The following is a 19,839-nucleotide window of genomic DNA, read 5'->3' as shown; positions in this document are numbered from 1 at the left end:
GGCGATCGCTTGTCGCGAGAGAGCCGCGACGGGCGGATCGTTTGTGCCGTGACCATGAACGGGGGAGTCGCGACTCCTGTTATGCAGATCACAGTAGCGCGATATTGCGCAGCGTATCTCCGGCCAGTGGCCACCAATCTATCACGGGGGCGAATCCGGCGTGGAAACATGCGGCGACCGTGCATGCGGCCCATACGATCAGAAGCACGGCGCCGCGGCGCGAGACGCCTCCGCCGGCCGGGGGGATCGCGGCCGACATCGCATCGGGTCGCAATCCGCGCAAGGCGCCTGCCCCGACGCGCATGATCAAGGCGTTGGGCGCGAATGCGGCCAGTATCCAGCCGATCGCGGCGCCGCATCCCAGCGCCAGACCGCTGGCCGACAGCGGCACGTCGTCGACCAGCGTCAACGGCAGCGTCCATCGTCCGACCGCGGCGTCCACATGCATCAGCGGCAGGCCGAGGGCCCAGCCTGCCAGCAGGATGATCAGCGCCATCACGGCCGTCATCAGCACGCCGCGCAATACGGCGGCGAGCAGCGCCTTGATCAGGTGCCAGGGAAGGCTTGCCGCGAGCAGCAGCCCGTCGCTGCGCTTGCGCTCGCCGCCGCGCCTGCCCTCGCGTTCGAGCTGCGCCTCGACGGAGTAGCCGACGGACAGCGTCGCCCACATGACTGCGATGGCGGCCAGCGCCGCCGCGGCCGGCTTGGCTGCCGCCAGCACCGCCAGCGGCACGGTGGCCAGCCAGAGCGGCAGCATGCCGCGTGAACGGTACAGTCCGCGCTTGAGATCCGCCATGTTGATGAACGGCGCCGCCACCTGCGCTCCACCGGGGGTGATGCCCATGACCGGCATCCCCGCAGGCGCGCTTCCGGGCGGAATCGCCGGGGGCAGGGGCGCGGCGGCGGTCGGGAGCGCCGATGTCGCGGTGCCCGTGGGCATGGGCGACGTGGCCTCCGGCAGCACGGCGGTTTCGGATGCCGTGGGTGCCGATGCCGGCGGCGGCGCCGTACCGTCATCGCCGCCGGCGAGACGCTGCACGGCTGGCCGCAGATCGGGATTCGCCATCGTCTCCTGCAGGTCGCGGTTCGCTGGCTCGTCATTCGTCGGTCCGTCATTCGCAGGCGCGTTGTTCTGGTCGGCCGTGGACATGGGCCGGGTCCGTTGGAGCGATGCCGTCGGCTGGCCCGGATCGATCCGCTGTGTCGGGGCTATCGGTGCCATGGCGGCCGTGTTCCCCGCCTCGGGAAAGGTCTGCGTGGCCAACTCGTCCGCGATGCGCGGGTCGAGCACGATCGGTTCGTGCCGCCACAGGACCCGGGGGTTGTCCGGGTCGGCATCGTCAAAAGGGCGCACCACCTCCGTTTCGCCGCTCTCCGTCTCCGCATCCTGCCAGGCGAAGGGATTCAACGCGTCCAATGCGATCGCGTGCAGCAGCTGGTCCGGCGTGCACCGCTTGCGCCGATCCGGGTCGAGCGCCGCCCGGAACGCCGCCATGGTGCGGGCCGGCAATCCAGTCAGGTTCGCATTGCCCGCGGCCGCGCGCTCCAGCACCGCCATCATCGGCTTCGTGCCGAACACCGGCGTCCCGGTGGCGGCGAAGGCCAGCACCGAAGCGGTCGACCACCAGTCGGTCGTCTCGTCGGACTCCTCGCCTTCGATGATCTCCGGCGCGATGAACCCCGGAGTGCCCATCACCAGTCCGGTGCGCGTCACATGGCTTTCCCCGCCGGACATCGCGATGCCGAAGTCCACCAATACCGGGCCGGACGCCGACACCATCACGTTCGTCGGCTTGATGTCGCGGTGCACGATGCCCGCCGCGTGCACGGCCTTCACCGCCTCGATCAGCTTGCGGGCCAGCCGTTCCAGATCGTCGCCGGTGTACCGGCCGTTCGCCTTGACGTCGTCGCGCAGATTCTTGCCCTCGATCAGCTCGGTAACGATGAACGCGAGCGAGTCGTCCAGCTCCATATCCACGATGCCGCACACGCCCGGATGGTTGACCTTCTTCAGGGCCATGGCCTCGCGGCGCAGCCGTTCCCGGGCGGTGAGGCGCTCGCGCGCGTCCTCGTCCATTTCGGCACCGGCGCCATCCGCGCCGTTCTGGGCGGTGGCATTGTCGTCGGCCAGCGAGTCGCGCAGGATCTTCATGGCGTACACCTGGCCGCCGTCATCGCGCACGCGCCACACGGAACCCATCGCGCCGGCCCCCAGGCGCGAAACCAGCGTGTATCCGCCAACGATATTGCCCGGCTCCAGATTCAACGCGTTCAGATCGCTCATACCCACCATCCTAGCGTCGGGCGGCCATGCCGTACGGGGAAGCAGGTGAGGATCATGTGCGTGATGTATGGGATGGCGGCTGGACGGCGCGTGAGGAACGGCATGCCGTTCGCGTACGGAAAAGCGCCGTTCGCGTAATCGAGCTGGATTGTTCCATGCCGCTGTGGTAGCAGATTATGCGTCCGAAATGACAGGATGAGTGCAACCGGGAACGGGCCGGCATCAAATCTGGGAGTCTTGAATCATCGACATGAGGATGTGCCGTCGCGGCGACCCAACGGAGAGCTCGCGGATGCATTCCCTGCTGACACACGGTGCAAGGGCAGTACCGGGTGTCCGCGGTGCGAGGCCGGTATGCGGTATCGGCCCCACATGTCGCGGTTATCAATAAGGAGGAGAACGATGCTGAGCATCAATTGGAGCGACGTGTGGAACGTCGTTGCATCCATAGCGCCGCAGCTGATCGCGATCGGCGTTGTGCTGGTACTGGCGTTGGCGTTGACGATCGGGGTCAACAAGAAGACGGTGAAGAACGTCGGCACCCGCAAGCTTATCCATTCCGAGTCCTGGCTCGTCTTCATGGTCGCCGTCGTCGTGGCCGTGTCGATGATGCTGTTCGGGCCGCTGGCCTCGCTGCTCAACAGCGCTACCGCCACCAAGTACACGCTGTCCGAAACCACCATTTCCAACGCCAACAAGCTCGCCAAGGAGATCCAGTCCGAGGCGATCACCATGCTCAAGAACGAGGATTCCAACCTGCCGCTGGCCAACAAGAAGATCAACGTGTTCGGCTGGGGATCCACCAATCCGGTCTACGGCGGCACCGGCTCCGGATCGATGAACCAGTCCTACAAGACCACATCGCTCCTCGACGGTCTCAAGGAGGCCGGCATCGAGACCAACACCGCCCTGAGCAAGCTGTACACCGACTACCGCTCCGACCGCCCGGTCGTGGCGATGGCCAAACAGGACTGGACGCTGCCCGAGGTTCCGGCCGCGGATTATTCCGATTCCCTGATCTCCGAGGCCAAGGCGTTCTCCGACGAGGCCATGATCGTGATCACCCGCGTGGGCGGCGAGGGCGCCGACCTGCCGAAGAACATGAAGGCCAAGGGCATCACCTACACCAACAACTCCGACTCCTATGAGGACTTCAAGGACGGCGAGAGCTTCCTGGAGCTGAGCCAGACCGAGAAGGACATGGTCGATCTGGTCACCAGGAACTTCGACAAGGTCACCGTGGTCTACAACGGCGCGAACACCTTCGAGCTCGGATTCGTCGACGAGCACCCGCAGATCAAGTCCGTGCTGTGGTGCCCGCCGGCCGGCCAGACCGGTTTCTCGGCGCTCGGCGACGTGCTCGCCGGCGAGACCAACCCGTCCGGCAAGACCTCCGACACCTTCGTCAAGGACCTGACCACCCAGCCGAGCTACAACAACGCCGGCGACTTCAAGTACGACAACATGAGCGAGTTCGGCACCGAGAACTTCGAGGAGGGCAAGACCTCCCCGGCGTTCGTCAACTATGCCGAGGGCATCTACGTCGGCTACAAGTACTGGGAGACCGCGGCCGACGAGGGTTCGATCAACTACTCCGACTACGTGCAGTACCCGTTCGGCTACGGCCTGAGCTACACCACCTTCGACCAGAAGATGGGCGACGTGACCTATTCGGGCGGCAAGGTGAGCTTCGACGTGACCGTGACCAACACCGGCGACAAGGCCGGCAAGGACGTCGTCGAGGTCTACTACAACCCGCCGTACACCAACGGCGGCATCGAAAAGGCCTCCGCCAACCTGGTCGCCTTCGAGAAGACCGACCTGCTCGACCCGGGCGCCTCGGCCACCGTGTCCATCAAGTTCGACGACGATGACATGGCCTCCTACGATTCCAAGAACGCCAAGGCGTACGTGCTGGAGCAGGGCGACTACGGCATCTCCGTCCGGTCCGACTCGCACACGACGATCGCCGAGAAGACGATCACCGTGAAGGACACCATCACCTACGACTCCAAGGACAACACGCACAACGGCGACGCCGTCGTGGCCACCAACGCGTTCGACGATACGGCCGGCAACGTGACCTACCTGTCCCGCGCCGACAAGTTCGCCAACTACGCCGAGGCCACCGCCGCGCCGACCAACTACACGCTGCCCGACGAGTACAAGGCGAAGTTCCGCAACCTGTCGAACTATGATCCCGCCGAGACGAACAACGACTCCGACAAGATGCCGACCACCGGCGCCAAGAACGGCGTGCGTCTGGCCGATCTGACCGGCAAGGACTACGACGACGAACTGTGGGACAAGCTGCTCGACCAGCTCACCTTCGACCAGATGGACAAGCTGATCGCGTTCGGCGGCTACGGCACCCAGGCCGTGAACTCCATCGGCAAGATCGCGCTGACCGACGTGGACGGCCCCGCCTCGCTCAACAACAACTTCACCGGCGTCGGTTCGATCGGCTTCCCGTCGTCCACATCCGTGGCCTGCACGTGGAACAAGGATCTGGCCCGCCAGTTCGGCGACGGCATCGGCGACATGGCCCATGACATGCACGTCGCCGGCTGGTACGCCCCCGCCATGAACATCCACCGCAACGCCTTCGCCGGCCGCACCTTCGAGTACTTCTCGGAGGACGGCTACCTGTCCGGCGTCATGGCCTCCCAGCAGGTCGCCGGCGCGCAGGCCAAGGGTGTGTACGCCTTCATGAAGCACTTCGCGCTCAACGACCAGGAGACCAACCGACTGAGCGAGCTCGCCACCTGGGCCAACGAGCAGTCGATCCGCGAGATCTACCTGAAGCCCTTCGAGATGAGCGTCAAGGAGGGCGGTGCCGGAGCGGTGATGAGCGCGTTCAACTACATCGGCATCGAATGGGCCGGATCGCACTCCGGGCTGCTCAACACCGTCCTGCGCGACGAGTGGGGCTTCCGCGGCATGGTCCTGACCGATTACTTCGGCGGCTACGGCTACCAGAGCGGCGACCGCGCCATCCGCGGCGGCAACGACCTGATGCTGGCCACCACCGACGTGTCCAACCACATCACCGACAAGTCCGCCACTTCGCTGCAGGCGATGCGCACGGCCTCGCACAACATCCTCTACACGGCCGCCAACAGCTGGCTGTACGAGAAGGGCGAGCCCGAGGTCGCCACCCCGATCTGGAAGACCATCACCTATGTGGTCTGGGGCGTGGCAGGCGTGCTGTTTGTCGGTCTCGAGGTCCTCGCCATCCAGCGCTACCTCAAGCGCCGCAAGGGCTGAGCAAAGGCGGGGCCGAGCCGCTCCAAGGCGGGCCGGTGACTGCTGGCTTGAGGCGCGGCCGTGGCCCGCGATAACCGAATAGTCGAGTGGCTCGCCCCTGACCCGGGCGAGCCACTTCGCATATGCGAAACTGGGTGGAGAAGACCTTGGCGCCCCTCTGCGAGGGGAGCTGTCGCCGAAGGTGACTGAGGGGGAGCGGCTATCCGGCTTCCCGTAGCGTAGTCCCGTAGCGAAGAGGGGAGGATCCGATGATCCACATCGCCATCGTGGATGATGACGACACCGATGCCGCCAATACCGCGAACATGGTCGACCGCTATTACCAGTCCGACCGCAACGCCTACCGCATCACCCGTTTTGCGGACGGCGGCACCTTTCTCGGCGAGTACAAGGCCGGGTTCGACGCCCTGTTCCTCGACGTCGAGATGCCCGGCATCGACGGGCTGGAAACCGCCCACCGCCTGCGCGAAATCGACGATCATGTGGTGCTCGTCTTCACCACCAAAATGACCCAGTATGCGGCCGTGGGCTATGACGTGGACGCCATCGGGTACCTCGTCAAGCCCATCGATTATTTCGGTTTCGCACTCAAGATGCGCAGGGTGGAGGACTTGGTGGCCAAGCGCCAGGGCGTCACCATCCCGCTCACCGTGGGCACCGGCACGCAGTTCCTCTCCTCGCACGACGTGCGGTACGTCGAAGTGCTCGGCCACGAGGTCATCTATCACACGGCTGACACCGCCTACAAGGTCTGGAGCAGCCTCAAGGAGGCCGCGGCGCTGCTGGAACCCGTGCATTTCGCCGCCGCCAGCCGCTACTGCCTGGTCAACCTCGAATGGGTCAAAGCCGTGACCGGCGACACGGTCGTGGTGGACGGCCAGACCCTGCCCGTCTCCCGCTCCAAGCGCAAGCCCCTCATGCAGGCGCTCGCCGAATACTACGGAGGGTGAAGAGTCGATTATGCTGCACTTTGATATTCGCTTTGGCTTCTTCATGATCGAACTGTTGGCGGGAACGGTGCTGTTCTCGCGCCATTGCGGCTGGCGCAGGAGTTGGCGTCTGCTGGTGTTGCCTCTTGTCGTGGTGCTGGCTTGCCTTTCGACATCGGATATGCCGCAGCGACTGGTCGGATTCACGGCCTTTGACTATGCATCGAGTCTGCTGTATTACCTCATCCACGTGGTGGTCGTTGTTCTGCTGTTGAGGATCGTGACGAGAGCCTCATGGCTGGAGTCCTTGGTGGTTGTGGCGGCTGGGTATGCCACCCAGCACATCGCTTATGACATGATGAAACTCGTGATGATCGGCAGCGGTCATGGCGATTCGTCGTTTTATTTCACGCCGCCTTATTATGCGATGTACATTGCGGTGTATGCCGCGGTATATGGCGTGATATGGCTATGTTTCGCGCGTCGATTCGATATCGACGACGACAAGGTCCGGCATGCCGCCGCGTGGGTTGGCGGTGGCATGGCATTGCTGGTGCTGGTCATCGCGTTCAACCTGTTCTTTGTGTTGACGCTGCCTATTTCCTCCCAGATGGTGTGCTTTGTATATGATGCGATTTGTACGGTACTGGGTCTGCTGACGCTGACCTTTGCGTCATCGAACGACCGGCTGCAGAACGACTTGCGCATGATGCGCCAGATCAACCGGTTGCAGGAGAAACATTACGAATTGACCAAAGAAAACATTGATCTCATCAACATCAAATGCCACGATATCCGCAAGAATATCGCCACGCTGTATCGGGATACGAATGGACGTCCATCGGATGCATCGATACGCCAGGTGGAGGATTCCATTCGCATCTATGATTCCATCTTCCGCACCGGTAACGAGGCCATGGATGTGTTGCTGACGGAAAAGAGCCTGTACTGTTCCGCGAATGCCGTCACGCTGACCTGCATGGTGGACGGGAACGCCTTGGATTTCATGGAAGCGTCGGACTTGTACGCATTGTTCAGCAACATACTCGACAATGCGATTGAAAGCGCCGTCAAGCTTGATGACCCTGGCCGGCGCACGATCAGCCTGACCGTCAGGACGATCGGCAAACTGCTGATTTGCGAGGAGCAGAACTATTATGCCGGTGAGCTGACCATGCGTGACGGGTTGCCCGTCACCACCAAAAGCGACACGAGATTCCATGGTTTCGGCATGCGCTCCATCGCCTACCAGGTGCGCAAATACCAAGGCGAACTGCGAATCACCGGCAAGGATGGCGTGTTTTCCATGACGGTGATTCTCCCGCTTCCCGAATGATTCCTGAGTCTGCCATATGAATGAGGGGCCGATGCATTTCGTGCAATGAGCGCGACCTTCCATGCGTTTCCCGCCGTGCCTGCACCCGACTTTTCATACCGTGTGTGATGTCGGATAGATCGGAGCGACACATGCACGGCATAGTGGCTGTGCGGCTTGTCGCCTTGCAGACAGGAGAAGAGCATGACCTCGCAGAAGGCCCCGAAGCTCAGGATGAGCAATCGGACATTTCGCAGGATATGGATACCGATTATCTCGGTACTGACGGTGATCGCCGTGGCGCTTTCGGTGGCGGGCAGCATGTTTTCCAGCGTGCTGGACAGCTACCTCGGTGGCGGCACCATCCAAGTGAACCGGGCAAACGGCACCGAATCGTGGGATGCGACCTATAACGCCAAAGAGACCGGCTCGCTGAGCGAAGCCAAAGATGCCAGCGACAAGGTCTCCGAGCAAGTGGCGGATGAGGGCATCGTGCTATTGAAGAACAATGACACGCTTCCATTGGCCGAAAAGAGCATGGTGACGCCGTTCGGTTACGGATATCTCAATCCGGTCTATTCGGGGACCGGTGCGGCCGCGACCACCGACAAGGATATGGTCACCATCGAACAGGGCCTGTCCGACCATTTCACGATCAACGACTCCTCCGTCGAGGCCATGAAGGCCGCTGAAGCGACCGCGCCGGATGCCGCAGCCGGCACACCCGCGTTGGACGCGGACAAGAACTCCCTGCAGGCGGTTATGGATAAAGGCGAATCCGCCCGTATCCGCGAATACGATCCATCGATCTATCAGAAGATCGCTGGAGCCGAAGGCACAACCGGACTTGTGTTCATTCGCCGCAACGGTTCCGAAGGCATTGACAAGCGCACCTATGCCTACGACGATGGGACGCCGCACTATCTGGCCTTGACCGCGAACGAGAAGAATACCATCCGTGCCGCCAAGGAACAGTGCGGCAAGGTTGTCGTGGTGCTGAACGCCGCTAATCCGATGGAGGTCTCGCCGCTGATGAGCGGTGAATTCGAAGCCGATGCCGTCGTTTGGATGGGAACCGCAGGGTCGCGCGGCTTTGCTTCTCTGGGCAAGGTGCTCAGCGGTGCGGTGAATCCGTCCGGCCGACTGACCGATATCTACGCTACGGACTTCACCAAAGATCCGACCTATGCGAATTTCGGCGAGTACCGGTACACCAACGCGCAGTTCGTCGACAACCAGTTGTTTGGCGACATCATCCCCGGCGCCGGCTTCGGCACCATCGACCGCCCGTACGTTGAGTACGAGGAAGGCATTTACGTCGGATACCGCTATTACGAGACCGCAGCCGTGGAGGATCCGCGGTTCGTGTACGGAGAACTGGATGGCAAAGGCGGCGTCAAAACCGCCGGAGCGGTCGCATACCCGTTCGGCTATGGCCTGAGCTACACGACCTTCGGCCAGACGCTCGACTCCCTCACGGAACGGGATGGCGATATCGAGTCGCAGGTCACGGTTACGAACACCGGAGATATGGCCGGCAAGGATGTGGTGCAGCTGTATTACACCGCATCTTACACTGACTATGACCGTGACAACGGGATCGAAAAGTCGGCCACCGTGCTTGCCGCATTTGATAAGACCGACGAGCTGCAGCCCGGTGAATCCGCCACGCTGACCCTGACGTTCCACAAGGACGACATGGCATCCTACGACTACCATCACGCCAATGAGGATGGCACCACCGGCGCATACGTGCTGGAAGCCGGCGACTATGCGGTCGAACTGAAGAACAATTCGCATGACGTCATCGACTCGCGCAACGTGTCCGTTACGAAGACCAAGTGGTTCGAAGGCGACGACCCGACCACTGCCGACAAGCAGGCGCAGTCCGCCATGGACGATGACGGCGCTCTTGCGGATGAGCCCGAATCCGGCGAATACGTGGCGGCAAGCAACGAATTCAATACCCTGAACGCCTATATGGATGACGATTCGGTGACCCAGCTCAGCCGTTCCGACTGGACCGGCACCTTCCCGACGGCGCCGGTGGATCGCAAGGGTGAGGCTCCGCAGGTGGCGCTTGACGAGTTCGAGTGGTGGGATAACTACGACCCGCAGACCGACTCCAAACTGGGCAATGTGGAAGGCAGCGAGGTCTATGCTGCCGAGCAGCCGACGTCCAACGCCGATAACGGACTGTCTTTGATTGATCTTCGCGGCTTGAGCTACGACGACCCGAAATGGGATCAGCTGCTCGACCAAATCGACTGGAATGGCGATAAGAGCGATATCCAGTCGCTGCTGTACATGGCCGCCTATCAGACCAAGGATGTGCTGTCGATCGGCAAGCCCGCCACCGTCGACAAGGATGGCGCCATGGGCTGGAGCATCGATGGTGCCTCCTCGTGGGCTGGAGCGAATGTGATGGCGGCGACTTGGAACGTGGATCTGCTGCACCAGGTCGGCGAATGCCTGGGTGAAGAGGCGCTGCAGGCCGGGCTCAACGGTTGGTACGCCCCTGCGGTGAACCTGCATCGCTCGCCGTTCTCCGGCCGTGTCTACGAGTATTATTCGGAGGATGGCCTGCTGTCGGGCAAGCTGGCCGCAGCAGCGATCGGTGGCGCCGGCGACAAGGGCGTGTTCAGCTATCTCAAACACTTTGCGCTCAACGATCAGGAGAGCTACCGTTCCGAAGGCCTTGTCACATGGGCCAACGAGCAGGCGGTGCGCGAACTGTTCCTCAAGCCTTTCCAGATCGCCGTCTCCGAGGCTCGCAGCACCGAAACGTATCTGGATGGCAACGGCAAGCGGCAGACCAAGACGATTCGCTCCGCGACGGCCATGATGTCGGCGCAGAACTTCATCGGCGGCGTGATGGGCTTTGCCCATCGAGGTCTGCTGACGGACGTGCTGCGCGGCGAGTGGAATTTCCATGGTGCGGTGGTGACTGATCTGTTCATGTCGAAGTCGAAGACCGAACGCGATATGATCATGCGTGCAGGGTCCGATATGTACATGATTCAGGCGCCCGGATACAACGCTTCGGATTATGACAGCGCGACCGCCCGGTCGGCCATGCGCACCGCCATCCACAACATCGCGTATATGACCGTCAACTCGAATGCCATGAACGGTATTACTCCGGGCTCCACGCTGCGTCTTACGCTGAGCTCTTGGAAGAAGTTGCTGATCGGCGCGGATGCGATCGTGGCGTTGGTGGTGGTGCTGATGATCGCGTGCATGGTGTTGCGGTCCCGCGACGAAAAGCGCCATCCCGAGTCGTACCGCAAGCCGAAGCCGCGTAAGCGCAAGAGCTCCGTGAAGGCCTGACCGGGCCAGCCCCCCGCTGGTGGGGCTGTCGGCGAAGTCGACTGGGGGCGCGGCTACGCTCATCGGACTACCCGGCCGGGATCGTTCCTCCGTCTTCCCGGCCAGCCTGAGTAATCAACGCATCCGCCTGGAACCATCACTGCCCTATCGATGGTTCCAGGCGGATGCGTTTGTTCGTCTTCTGGCCAAAATCAAAAAAAATAAAAATTATCAAAAAAAATCAAAAGCAGTGCTGGGAATGGCTTGCAGGGCGTGGCGGAAGACTTCGGCAACAACGATTCTGCCGCGGTCTGTGGTGGTGGCGGTCGGCACCGGGGCCGCCTGCCGGAACCGCCATTTCCGATCGGCCAGTCAGCGTCGTTCAAGCTCATCGCGCAGGCCGGCCACGGTGTCGGTCAACTGGCGTATTTCCTCACGCAATAGCTCGATTTCAGGACTTGACGGAACGGCGGCGGGGGCGGCTGAATTCGGGGCGGCCGCATCCGCCACGATTGCCGCAACAGTCGCCTGCGCGGCCTCCTTGGCCACTTCCTTCTCCCGTTCATCCTCCCGGCGGTCGGCTTCCAGATTGACCTGATCCACGATCCACGAGGCCAGCGTGGCCGTCACGATACCGATCAACGCGATGCCGGTGAACATGAGCACCACCGCGATGATCTTGCCCTGGAAGGTGACCGGCGAGAAATCGCCGTACCCAACCGTCGTCACGGTCACGAACGCCCACCACAACGCCGTGCCGAAATCGGTGATCGTGGATCCGGACGCCCCGCGTTCCACGGAATACACGGCCAGAGCGCCCACGTACATGAGCATTCCGGCACCGACCGCATACACGGTGATGCGCCCGCGCACCGCCATGCCGGAGGTGCGGTTCAACACATGCAGCACGGTCAGCAAACGCAGTAGCCGCAAGGGCCTGAGCATCGGCAGCGCGATGGTCAGCAGCGTGAACAGGTTGTGCTTAAACCACTGCCAGCGGTCGTCGGTCAGCCACAGCGAGACCACGTAGTCGACGACGCACGCCACCCAGATCGCGTTGATGACGGTCTCACACAGCGCGATATGCGTGCGGGAGAGAATCTCCCACGAATACACCACCAGGAACACCACAGACAGCACCATCAGCGGCCAGTCCGTCCACTTCTTCCACGTCTTCAGTCCCATATTCCGATTGTAGTGGCGGGTTCGCTGCGCCATTGCGGAATATGACTCCGGACGTCAGTGTTGTGTGCGTTCGTATGCATTTCGCGTTGTGTGCGAACGTATACAACGGTGTCGTTCATTCCTCATCTCCCTTGCGACTATCACTGTAGTGATATGATCGAAAACATGTAAGGCGAGAGATAAGGAGCCGGCCAATGGAGACCTCATCGATCGAACTGTGGCATGGCTCTTCGCATGTCATCAAACATCCCGAATACGGGATGGGCAAGCCGAACAACGACTATGGCCGCGGATTCTATTGCACGCGCAGCATCGAGCTGGCCAAGGAATGGGCATGCGTGGGGCTGGATGACGATTTCGCGAATCGGTACACGTTGACCACGGACGGGCTCCTCTTCCTGGACCTGTCCCAGCCGCCCTACACCATCCTGAACTGGCTGGCCATGCTGGTCGAAAACCGTCGTTTCCAGCCAACCACCGCCGTCGCCGCGCAAGGCATCGAGTACCTGAAGCAAGTGTTTCTGCCGGATACCAGTCAAGCCGACACCATCATTGGCTACCGCGCCGACGATTCGTATTTTTCGTTCGCCCGCGCCTTCGTCAATAACGCGATTTCCCTCGACCAACTCGCCGAGGCGATGCGATTGGGCGAGCTCGGCAAGCAGATCGTACTCACCAGTCCTCGGGCGTTCGCGGCGCTGCGGTTCCAAGGCTGCGAAATCGCCCGCGCTTCGACCTACCACGTATTGCGCAACGAACGCGACCGCACGGCTCGTGAAGCCTACCGTCGCAACAGCGCTGAAGCCGATCTCGACGGCCTGTTCATGCGCGACATCATCCGCGAGAAAGTGACCAACGATGATCCCCGCCTACGATGAGACGTACCTGCCGGACGCCATGGCCAACTTGGCCGGCGCGTTCGATTATGCGCTGAACGATTGCGGGTTGCCGGCCGGCCTGTTCATGGACTTCTTCGTCGCCTCCGATGCGGCCGAGCTCTTCGGGTGGGGTGCGCCCAAATACGTGTGCGGCATGTCCGGCGAAGAACTGGTGGTCGAAATCATGCGGCAAACCGGCTGGACCTGCATTGTCGATATGCCGCCAGCCGCACTGCGCGCTGGCGCAACCCCCGAATACTGGGCCGGCTGGGTGCTCGCATACTGCCAATGGGCCAGGGGGGTGCGGTTCTCGGACATTCTCGACGTGCTGCCGTTCGGCGATATCGTGCGACTTTACCCGGCTTTGCACGAAGCCGATGAAAGCCGATTCGTCGACGTGTACGACGAACGGGCCGCCGGTAATCGCACCGAGGGCAGCGCCCGGCTGCACGCGATCCGCGTGCGCGCCGGACTCAGCCAATCCGAACTGGCCCGCCGCTCCGGCGTTACCCTGCGCTCCATCCAAATGTACGAGCAGCGCCGCAAAGACCTCAGTAGAGCCGCCGTCTCCACCGTGCTCGCATTGGCCCGCACGCTCGGCTGCCGCATAGAAGATCTGCTGGAGCCATAGAGCGGCCGTATTGAATCATCCGTTTGCGGGTGATTGCGTCCGCAACGCCCACTTCCAGCCGGGCAGAACACGGATGGTGCCGGCGTAGGTGGCCTGCAACTTCTCAAAAAAATTTGAGAAGTTATTTGGAACTGTCTGTCGGGGAGCGAGCGGCGATGTTACTTGCCGTTGACCGCATCCTTCCGACCAATCGTGCGCGTGAAACGACAGGTTGTGTAATCCGGGGGTTGAAGCCCCCCGGGACCTGATTCAATCAGACTAGCGATGAATCGTACGCCGCGGGTTCCCGCACCGGCCGCACCACTGCACAGACGCGGTGCCGGCGGTCCGGCGCCACGGATTCGTCAAGGTAAGTCAGTGCAAGGGAGAACGATATGGAACTTGAAGAACTGTCGGTCGCCGAGAAAGCCGCGATGCTGTCCGGCGGGTCCGAATGGGACTCGCGCGGCAACGACCGTGCCGGCATCCCCAGCTTCGTGATGAGCGACGGTCCCCACGGCGTGCGCCGCCAGCTCGGCGAGGGCGACCATCTGGGTCTCGGCGCGTCCAAACCCGCAACCTGCTTCCCCACGGCCGGCACGGTCGCCAATTCGTGGGATCCGGCGCTCGCCGAGGAGATGGGCGAGGCGCTCGGCCAGGAAGCCCACGATCTCGACGTGAACGTGCTGCTCGGACCGGGCATGAACATCAAGCGCAATCCACTGTGCGGCCGCAACTTCGAGTACTATTCCGAGGATCCGATCGTCGCGGGGCGCATGGCGTCCGGCCTGATCCGCGGCATCCAGTCCAACGGCGTCTCCGCCTGCCCGAAGCACTTCGCGGTCAACAGCCAGGAACTGTGCCGGCAGGCCTCCAATTCCGTGATCGACGAACGCACGATGCGCGAGATCTATCTCACCGCGTTCGAGATAGCCGTGCGCGAGGCCGCGCCGATGACGATCATGACCTCCTACAACGAGATCAACGGCGTGTACGCGCACGAGAACAAGCACCTGCTGCAGGACATCCTGCGCGACGAATGGGGCTTCGACGGCATGGTCGTCTCCGACTGGGGCGGATCGAACTCCGCGGTCGCCGCGGTCAAGGCCGGCGGATCCCTTGAAATGCCCTCGCCCGGTTTCACTTCCGTGCGCGAGCTGGAGGGGGCCGTCAGGGCCGGCACCCTGTCCGAGGCGGATCTCAATGCCCGTGCCGCCGAGGTAGCGAAAATCGCCGCGGCGACCAGGCTTGCCGGCGTCGGCCGCGACGATCTGCTCAAGGACGGCGTCGCCGCGGCGCACCACGAGGTGGCCCGCAAGGTGGCCGAAAACTCGTCGGTGCTGCTCAAGAACGCCATCGTCGGCGAAGGCGACAACGCGTCCGCCACGCTGCCGCTCAAGGCCGGCGCCCGCGTCGCGGTGGTCGGTGACATGGCCAAGACCGCACGCTTCCAAGGTTCCGGATCGTCCAAGGTGAACGCCACGAGGGACGAGAACCTGCTTGACGAGCTCACGGCCATGGGCGGAATCACCGTTGCCGGGTATCAGCAGGGATACGACCGCCATGGCGCCGAGAACCGCGTGCTCATTGAGGATGCGGTCGCTCTCGCCGCGCATGGCGACGTCGACGCGATCCTTGCCGTCGTCGGCCTTGACGAGCGCAGCGAATCCGAAGGGCTCGACCGCTCCACGATGGCGATCCCGAAGGTGCAGAACGATCTGATGGCCGCGCTGGCGAAGACCGGGAAGCCGGTCATCGCCGTGCTGGTCGCCGGCTCGCCGGTCGAGCTGCCGTGGTTCGACGACGTGGAAGCCGTGCTGTACATCGGCCTGTCCGGTCAGGCCGGGGCCTCCGCCGCGGCGCGCGTGCTGACCGGCGCGGTCAATCCGTCCGGGCATCTGGCCGAAACCTGGCCGATGCGCTACGACGACTGCCCGTCCTCCGGCTGGTATCCGGCCGTCGGCCGCGATGCGATCTACCGCGAGGGGCCGTTCGTCGGGTACCGCTACTACGGGACCGTGCAGGTGCCGGTCCGATTCCCGTTCGGCTACGGTCTGAGCTACAGCTCGTTCGCTTACGGCGGGCTGACGGCCGACGAGACCGGCGTGAGCTTCACCGTCACCAATGGTTCCGACGTCGCCGGAGCCACCGTGGCCCAGCTGTACGTGCGCGGGCCGGAGGGCGGCGTGCTGCGCCCGGACCGCGAGCTCAAGGGATTCGCGAAGGTCGCGCTTGCCGCCCATGAGACCGCAACCGTGCGCATCGCGTTCGACCGGTACACGTTCCGACACTTCGACGTGGCCGCCAACGGCTGGAAGACCGAATCCGGCGTATGGACGCTGATGGTCGGCGGCAATGCCGCCGATCTGCCGCTCAGCACGCCGTTCGCCGTCGCCGGCGACGTGGATGCCGTCCCCGCCGATCCGGCGCTCGGCCACTACCTGACCGGTGACGTGAAGAACGTGACCGACGCCGAGATGACCGTGCTGTTCAGGCGCGACGTCATCGCCCCGGGCAAGCCGACGACCTTCGGCGTGAACGATCCGATCTCCAGCTGGGTCGATTCGAAGGGCTTCGTGGCCAGGACGGTCGCCAAGACGCTTATCAAGAACGAGGCGAAGACCCGCCAGAAGACCGGGGCCCCGGACCTCAACACGCTGTTCATCCTGAACATGCCGCCGCGGGCCATGAGCAAGATGACGCAGGGCATGGTCGACGCGGCCATGGTCGATGCGATCGTCAAGATCGCGAACGGACACACCTTCCGCGGCCTCGGAGGCATCATCGCGGGCTACTTCCGCAACCAATCGGCAAACAAGCGCACTGAAAAGGAGCTGAATCATGACTGACGCCGCCAACACCCCCGATACCCCGGGCACGCCCGGCACCCCCGGTACTCCCGGTGCCAGGAAGGCCGGGCCGATCCGCCGCTGGATCAACGCGCACCCGAACATCTGGGAGTTCATCCTGTTCAACATCCTGTCGAACGTGTCGACGATCGCCCGCTTCGCGGTCACCTGGATCGGCACGGCGGTGTTCGTCTCCGCGATAGGCATCACCACCCCGTTCCACTTCCTGATCTTCAACTATCCGGAAAGCGGCAACGGCCTTGGCGGATTCCTCACCTTCCTGTGCGCCGAGGCCATCGCGCAGGTCGTGAACTTCTTCGTGCAGATGAAGTGGGTGTTCAAGTCCGATTCCAGCTTCAAGGACGCCGCGTGGAAGTATGCGATCCTCGCCGTGGTGATCGTGGTCGTGAACCTCGTGCTGCCGGGGTACGTCACCTCCCTGTGCCAGGGCTGGGGCATGGGCGCCGGCGTGGCCGGCACCATCGCCTCCGTGGTCAACACCGTGCTCGCCGTGATCGTGAGCTACCCGCTGCTCAAGTTCTGGATCATGCCCAAGAACAAGTAGGTTCCCGCGGCAATGCGTTCATGATGGCCGGGGCCTTTCCGCATGGTTTTTCGCATGCGGAAAGGCCCCGTTGTCGTGCGGGTGCGAGTTGTCGGTGCGTGGCTCCTGCGAAGGCGTCGGCTTTAACGTTTTACCTATGGGTTGTAACGTTCAAAAGCGCCTGTGCTGCCAAGGTGCGCACCGACAACTCGAGGGTACGATGCAATATGGTCCGCGTGATCCGGATATTCGGTCTTCTTTCACGGTCGCGCCCGATGTCGGCCGCGGCGAGAGCGAACGGATGCGGAATGTCGGAATCCCGGAATCCCAAGGCATGCCGTTATCGGCGCCGAATAATTACCGCGGCAGCAGCACGGTCAGCACGAACCAATGGTCTTCGGTTCGGATCGTGACCTCGCCGCCATACTGCGCGGCGATGTGCCGGATCGACTTGACGCCGAATCCGTGTCGTGAGGAATCCCGCTTGGTGGTGCGCAGGTTGCCGGCATTGTCCGTGCGCAGCGTGGCATCGTAGTAGTTCTCGACGCGTATCACCGTGAACCTGTCCTGCGCGTACAGCGCCAGACGGATCAGCCGCTGCTGCGGGTCGGGCAGCTTGCCGGTCGCTTCGATGGCGTTGTCGAGCGCGTTGCCGAACAGCGAGGCGATGTCCATCGACGACATGCCGGACAGCAGCTTGCCGTTCGCCACCGCGGTGAAGGTGATGCCGTGGTCCGCGCAGGTGCGGGTCTTGGCGGTCAGGATCACGTCGAGTACGGGGTTGCCGGAATGCTGCTGGGCGCTGTACTCGGCGACCGACGCCTCCAGCTGCTCGAATCCCGCCGCCGCGTGCTCCGGGTCGACCTCGGCGCGCAGCGCGGCGATCTGATGCTTGAGGTCGTGCGCGAGACGCCCGATCGATTCGATGTTCTCCTTCGAGGCGAGATATTCCTGGTGCTGGCTTTTCAACTGGGCGTTGATCGAGGCGAGTTCGGCGCTCGCCTCCAGGCGGCGCGCCTGCTCCTGCTGCGCGTACAGCAGCACGAAGCCGCACAGGTCCACCAGCGTGCGGATATAGAACACCTCCTGACCGACGCTGCCGGAGAACGGGGTGTTGGTCGAGACAAAGCTCAGATTGCTCATCGCAAAGGTCACGATGGTGATCGCCACGGTGGCGACCGCCAGCTGCGCGGTGACGCCGGTGGGCTCCTCCGAGCTGAAATTGCCTCGCTCCGCCATCCATGCCAGCGCAAAGCACGCCGCATAGGTAAGGGCAAGCGTCACCACCGACTGCCACTCGAACTGCGAGAGGCTGTCGCGCACGCCCATGAACGTCGCCAGCTGCCAGTGCAGCGACGCCACCAGCTCGGCGAGCACGAACGCGCGGGCCGCGATGTAGAGCCCCTCCCTTTTGCCGGTTCCCGCGCCGAACAGCACGATCAGATACATGACAAGGAATGCGAGTAGCATGCCGAAGGTCCACAGCCACAGGGGCATCATGCCGGCGAGGTACTGGATGCCGATCATGGCGAACAGGCCGATGGCCGATGCCGCGACCGTGCGATGCCTCGGCACGCGCCGGTAGATCACGGCGAGATACACGATGCAGGCGAGCCACTCGCAGATGGCGGTGTATGCGCGGGGAATATCGGGCAGTGCGTAGGCGATGGCGCTGCCGGCGGCGTATGCGATGCTCACTGCGCCGCCCCCGCGGAAGCGGTTGGGGAAGTGCCGGAGGGAGCCGTGCCGGGTGTCGCGCCGGAGCGCGGGCCGGCGGCCATGTAATCGGTCAGGGCCGCGAGGAACGCCTTCTTGCGAGGCCTGCTGACGCGCAGGCGCTCGCCGTTCGGCATCAGGCAGTCCTGGTCCTCCACGCCGGTCACATGGCGCAGGTTCACCAGGTAGCAGGAGTTGGAGCGGAAGAAGTCGTGGCCTGACAGCCGCGTCTCTAGGTCCTTGAGCGTTCCGGTGATCGACAGTTTGCCGCCGAACGTATGGATGATGATCGTGTGGCGGATCGATTCGATGTAAAGCACGTCGGCGAGCTCCAGGCGCATCTGCCGGGAACCGGTGTCGACCAGCATCGATTCGTCGGAACGGCGGCGCACCATGGCGATCGACCGTTTGATCTCCTGGCTGAACGCGAACCAGGGCACCGGCTTGAGCAGATACGACAGCGCCTGCACCTCATAGCCGTTGATCGCGTATTGCGGCGCCGCGGTGATGAAGATGATCACGACCGAGTCGTCGCGCTCACGGATGCGGCGTGCGGCCTCCATGCCGTCCATGTCCTTCATTTCGATGTCGAGCAGCAGGATGTCGTATGCCGGCGTGTACCGCTCCACGATCTTCGCGCCATCGTCGAACACGGATACCGTGAACTGCTCGCCGAATTCCGACTGGTATCGGTTGAGGTAGTCGAGCACGCGCTGGCAGGCTGCTGGATCGTCCTCGACCACGCCGATCCGAATACTGCGCATGGCGATACCTCCCTGCCTCCACGACCTTGTCTTGATTCTATCCCGTAGGCGCCGCAATGCGGCATCGCCGCGCAGCGCGGGCGCATCCGTCAAAAAACCGAAGGGGGTCAGGGGCCCGAGGGCCACGGCGCCGGTGCTTGCGCGCAGCCATGGGCTGGGGGTGGATCGGGCCAATGGGCATGTGCGACA

General features: G+C 63.1%; 12 protein-coding genes. 8 read left to right on the top strand and 4 right to left on the bottom strand.

What is annotated here, in order from left to right:
• Positions 1-88: 88 nt before the first annotated feature.
• A complete protein-coding gene (locus tag BBSC_RS12560; protein ID WP_081893085.1) occupies positions 89-2,293 on the bottom strand; it encodes a serine/threonine-protein kinase in 2,205 nt (734 codons plus the stop codon).
• Between the two features lie 393 nt (positions 2,294-2,686).
• Here BBSC_RS12560 and BBSC_RS12555 point away from each other — a divergent pair, with 393 nt between their 5' ends.
• The 4 genes from BBSC_RS12555 (at position 2,687) to BBSC_RS12540 (ending at position 11,125) form a co-directional block, all read left to right on the top strand.
• Entirely contained in the window at positions 2,687-5,551 is a 2,865-nt protein-coding gene (locus BBSC_RS12555) for a beta-glucosidase (protein ID WP_033518362.1), read from the top strand.
• 248 nt (positions 5,552-5,799) lie between these two features.
• Complete coding sequence (locus tag BBSC_RS12550) at positions 5,800-6,501, top strand: LytR/AlgR family response regulator transcription factor (protein ID WP_033518360.1); 702 nt, start codon at positions 5,800-5,802, stop codon at positions 6,499-6,501.
• Between the two features lie 10 nt (positions 6,502-6,511).
• Positions 6,512-7,816: an ATP-binding protein gene (locus BBSC_RS12965; protein ID WP_049183765.1), complete on the top strand. Its 1,305-nt coding sequence runs from the start codon at positions 6,512-6,514 to the stop codon at positions 7,814-7,816.
• Between the two features lie 183 nt (positions 7,817-7,999).
• Positions 8,000-11,125, top strand: a complete 3,126-nt coding sequence (locus BBSC_RS12540; RefSeq protein ID WP_033518358.1) for a glycoside hydrolase family 3 C-terminal domain-containing protein — start codon at positions 8,000-8,002, stop codon at positions 11,123-11,125.
• Positions 11,126-11,476: 351 nt separating this feature from the next.
• Here BBSC_RS12540 and BBSC_RS12535 read toward each other — a convergent pair whose 3' ends face one another.
• Complete coding sequence (locus BBSC_RS12535; protein WP_269429202.1) at positions 11,477-12,322, bottom strand: potassium channel family protein; 846 nt, start codon at positions 12,320-12,322, stop codon at positions 11,477-11,479.
• A 161-nt stretch (positions 12,323-12,483) separates the two neighbouring features.
• Between BBSC_RS12535 and BBSC_RS12530 the strand changes: the two genes are divergently transcribed.
• From BBSC_RS12530 to BBSC_RS12515, 4 genes are all read left to right on the top strand, one after another.
• Positions 12,484-13,167 (top strand): DUF3990 domain-containing protein, encoded by a 684-nt coding sequence (locus BBSC_RS12530; protein WP_033518354.1) that lies wholly within the window; start codon positions 12,484-12,486, stop codon positions 13,165-13,167.
• Positions 13,148-13,798, top strand: coding sequence for a helix-turn-helix transcriptional regulator (locus tag BBSC_RS12525; protein WP_033518353.1), 651 nt, complete (start codon positions 13,148-13,150; stop codon positions 13,796-13,798). Before BBSC_RS12530 ends, BBSC_RS12525 begins: the two co-directional genes overlap by 20 nt.
• A 374-nt stretch (positions 13,799-14,172) precedes the next feature.
• On the top strand, positions 14,173-16,626 hold the full coding sequence (gluB, locus tag BBSC_RS12520) for a beta-glucosidase GluB (protein ID WP_033518352.1): 2,454 nt from the start codon (positions 14,173-14,175) through the stop codon (positions 16,624-16,626).
• The gene (locus BBSC_RS12515) at positions 16,619-17,191 is read left to right on the top strand and encodes a GtrA family protein (protein ID WP_033518410.1); all 573 of its coding nucleotides are present in this window, start codon (positions 16,619-16,621) and stop codon (positions 17,189-17,191) included. The genes gluB and BBSC_RS12515 overlap by 8 nt, the downstream gene beginning before the upstream one ends.
• 336 nt (positions 17,192-17,527) lie before the next feature.
• Here the strand turns inward: BBSC_RS12515 and BBSC_RS12510 are convergent, their stop codons facing one another.
• Together BBSC_RS12510 and BBSC_RS12505 are read right to left on the bottom strand one after the other, a co-directional pair.
• Positions 17,528-18,868 carry a sensor histidine kinase gene (locus BBSC_RS12510; protein WP_046726196.1) on the bottom strand — a complete coding sequence of 447 codons (1,341 nt, stop codon included), beginning with the start codon at positions 18,866-18,868 and terminating at the stop codon, positions 17,528-17,530.
• The gene (locus tag BBSC_RS12505; RefSeq protein WP_033518350.1) at positions 18,865-19,650 is read right to left on the bottom strand and encodes a LytR/AlgR family response regulator transcription factor; all 786 of its coding nucleotides are present in this window, start codon (positions 19,648-19,650) and stop codon (positions 18,865-18,867) included. Before BBSC_RS12505 ends, BBSC_RS12510 begins: the two co-directional genes overlap by 4 nt.
• Between the last annotated feature and the right edge of the window lie 189 nt (positions 19,651-19,839).

Source organism: Bifidobacterium scardovii JCM 12489 = DSM 13734 (genome assembly GCF_001042635.1).
Lineage (GTDB): Bacteria > Actinomycetota > Actinomycetes > Actinomycetales > Bifidobacteriaceae > Bifidobacterium > Bifidobacterium scardovii.
This window is presented reverse-complemented; position numbering and strand designations above follow the sequence as displayed.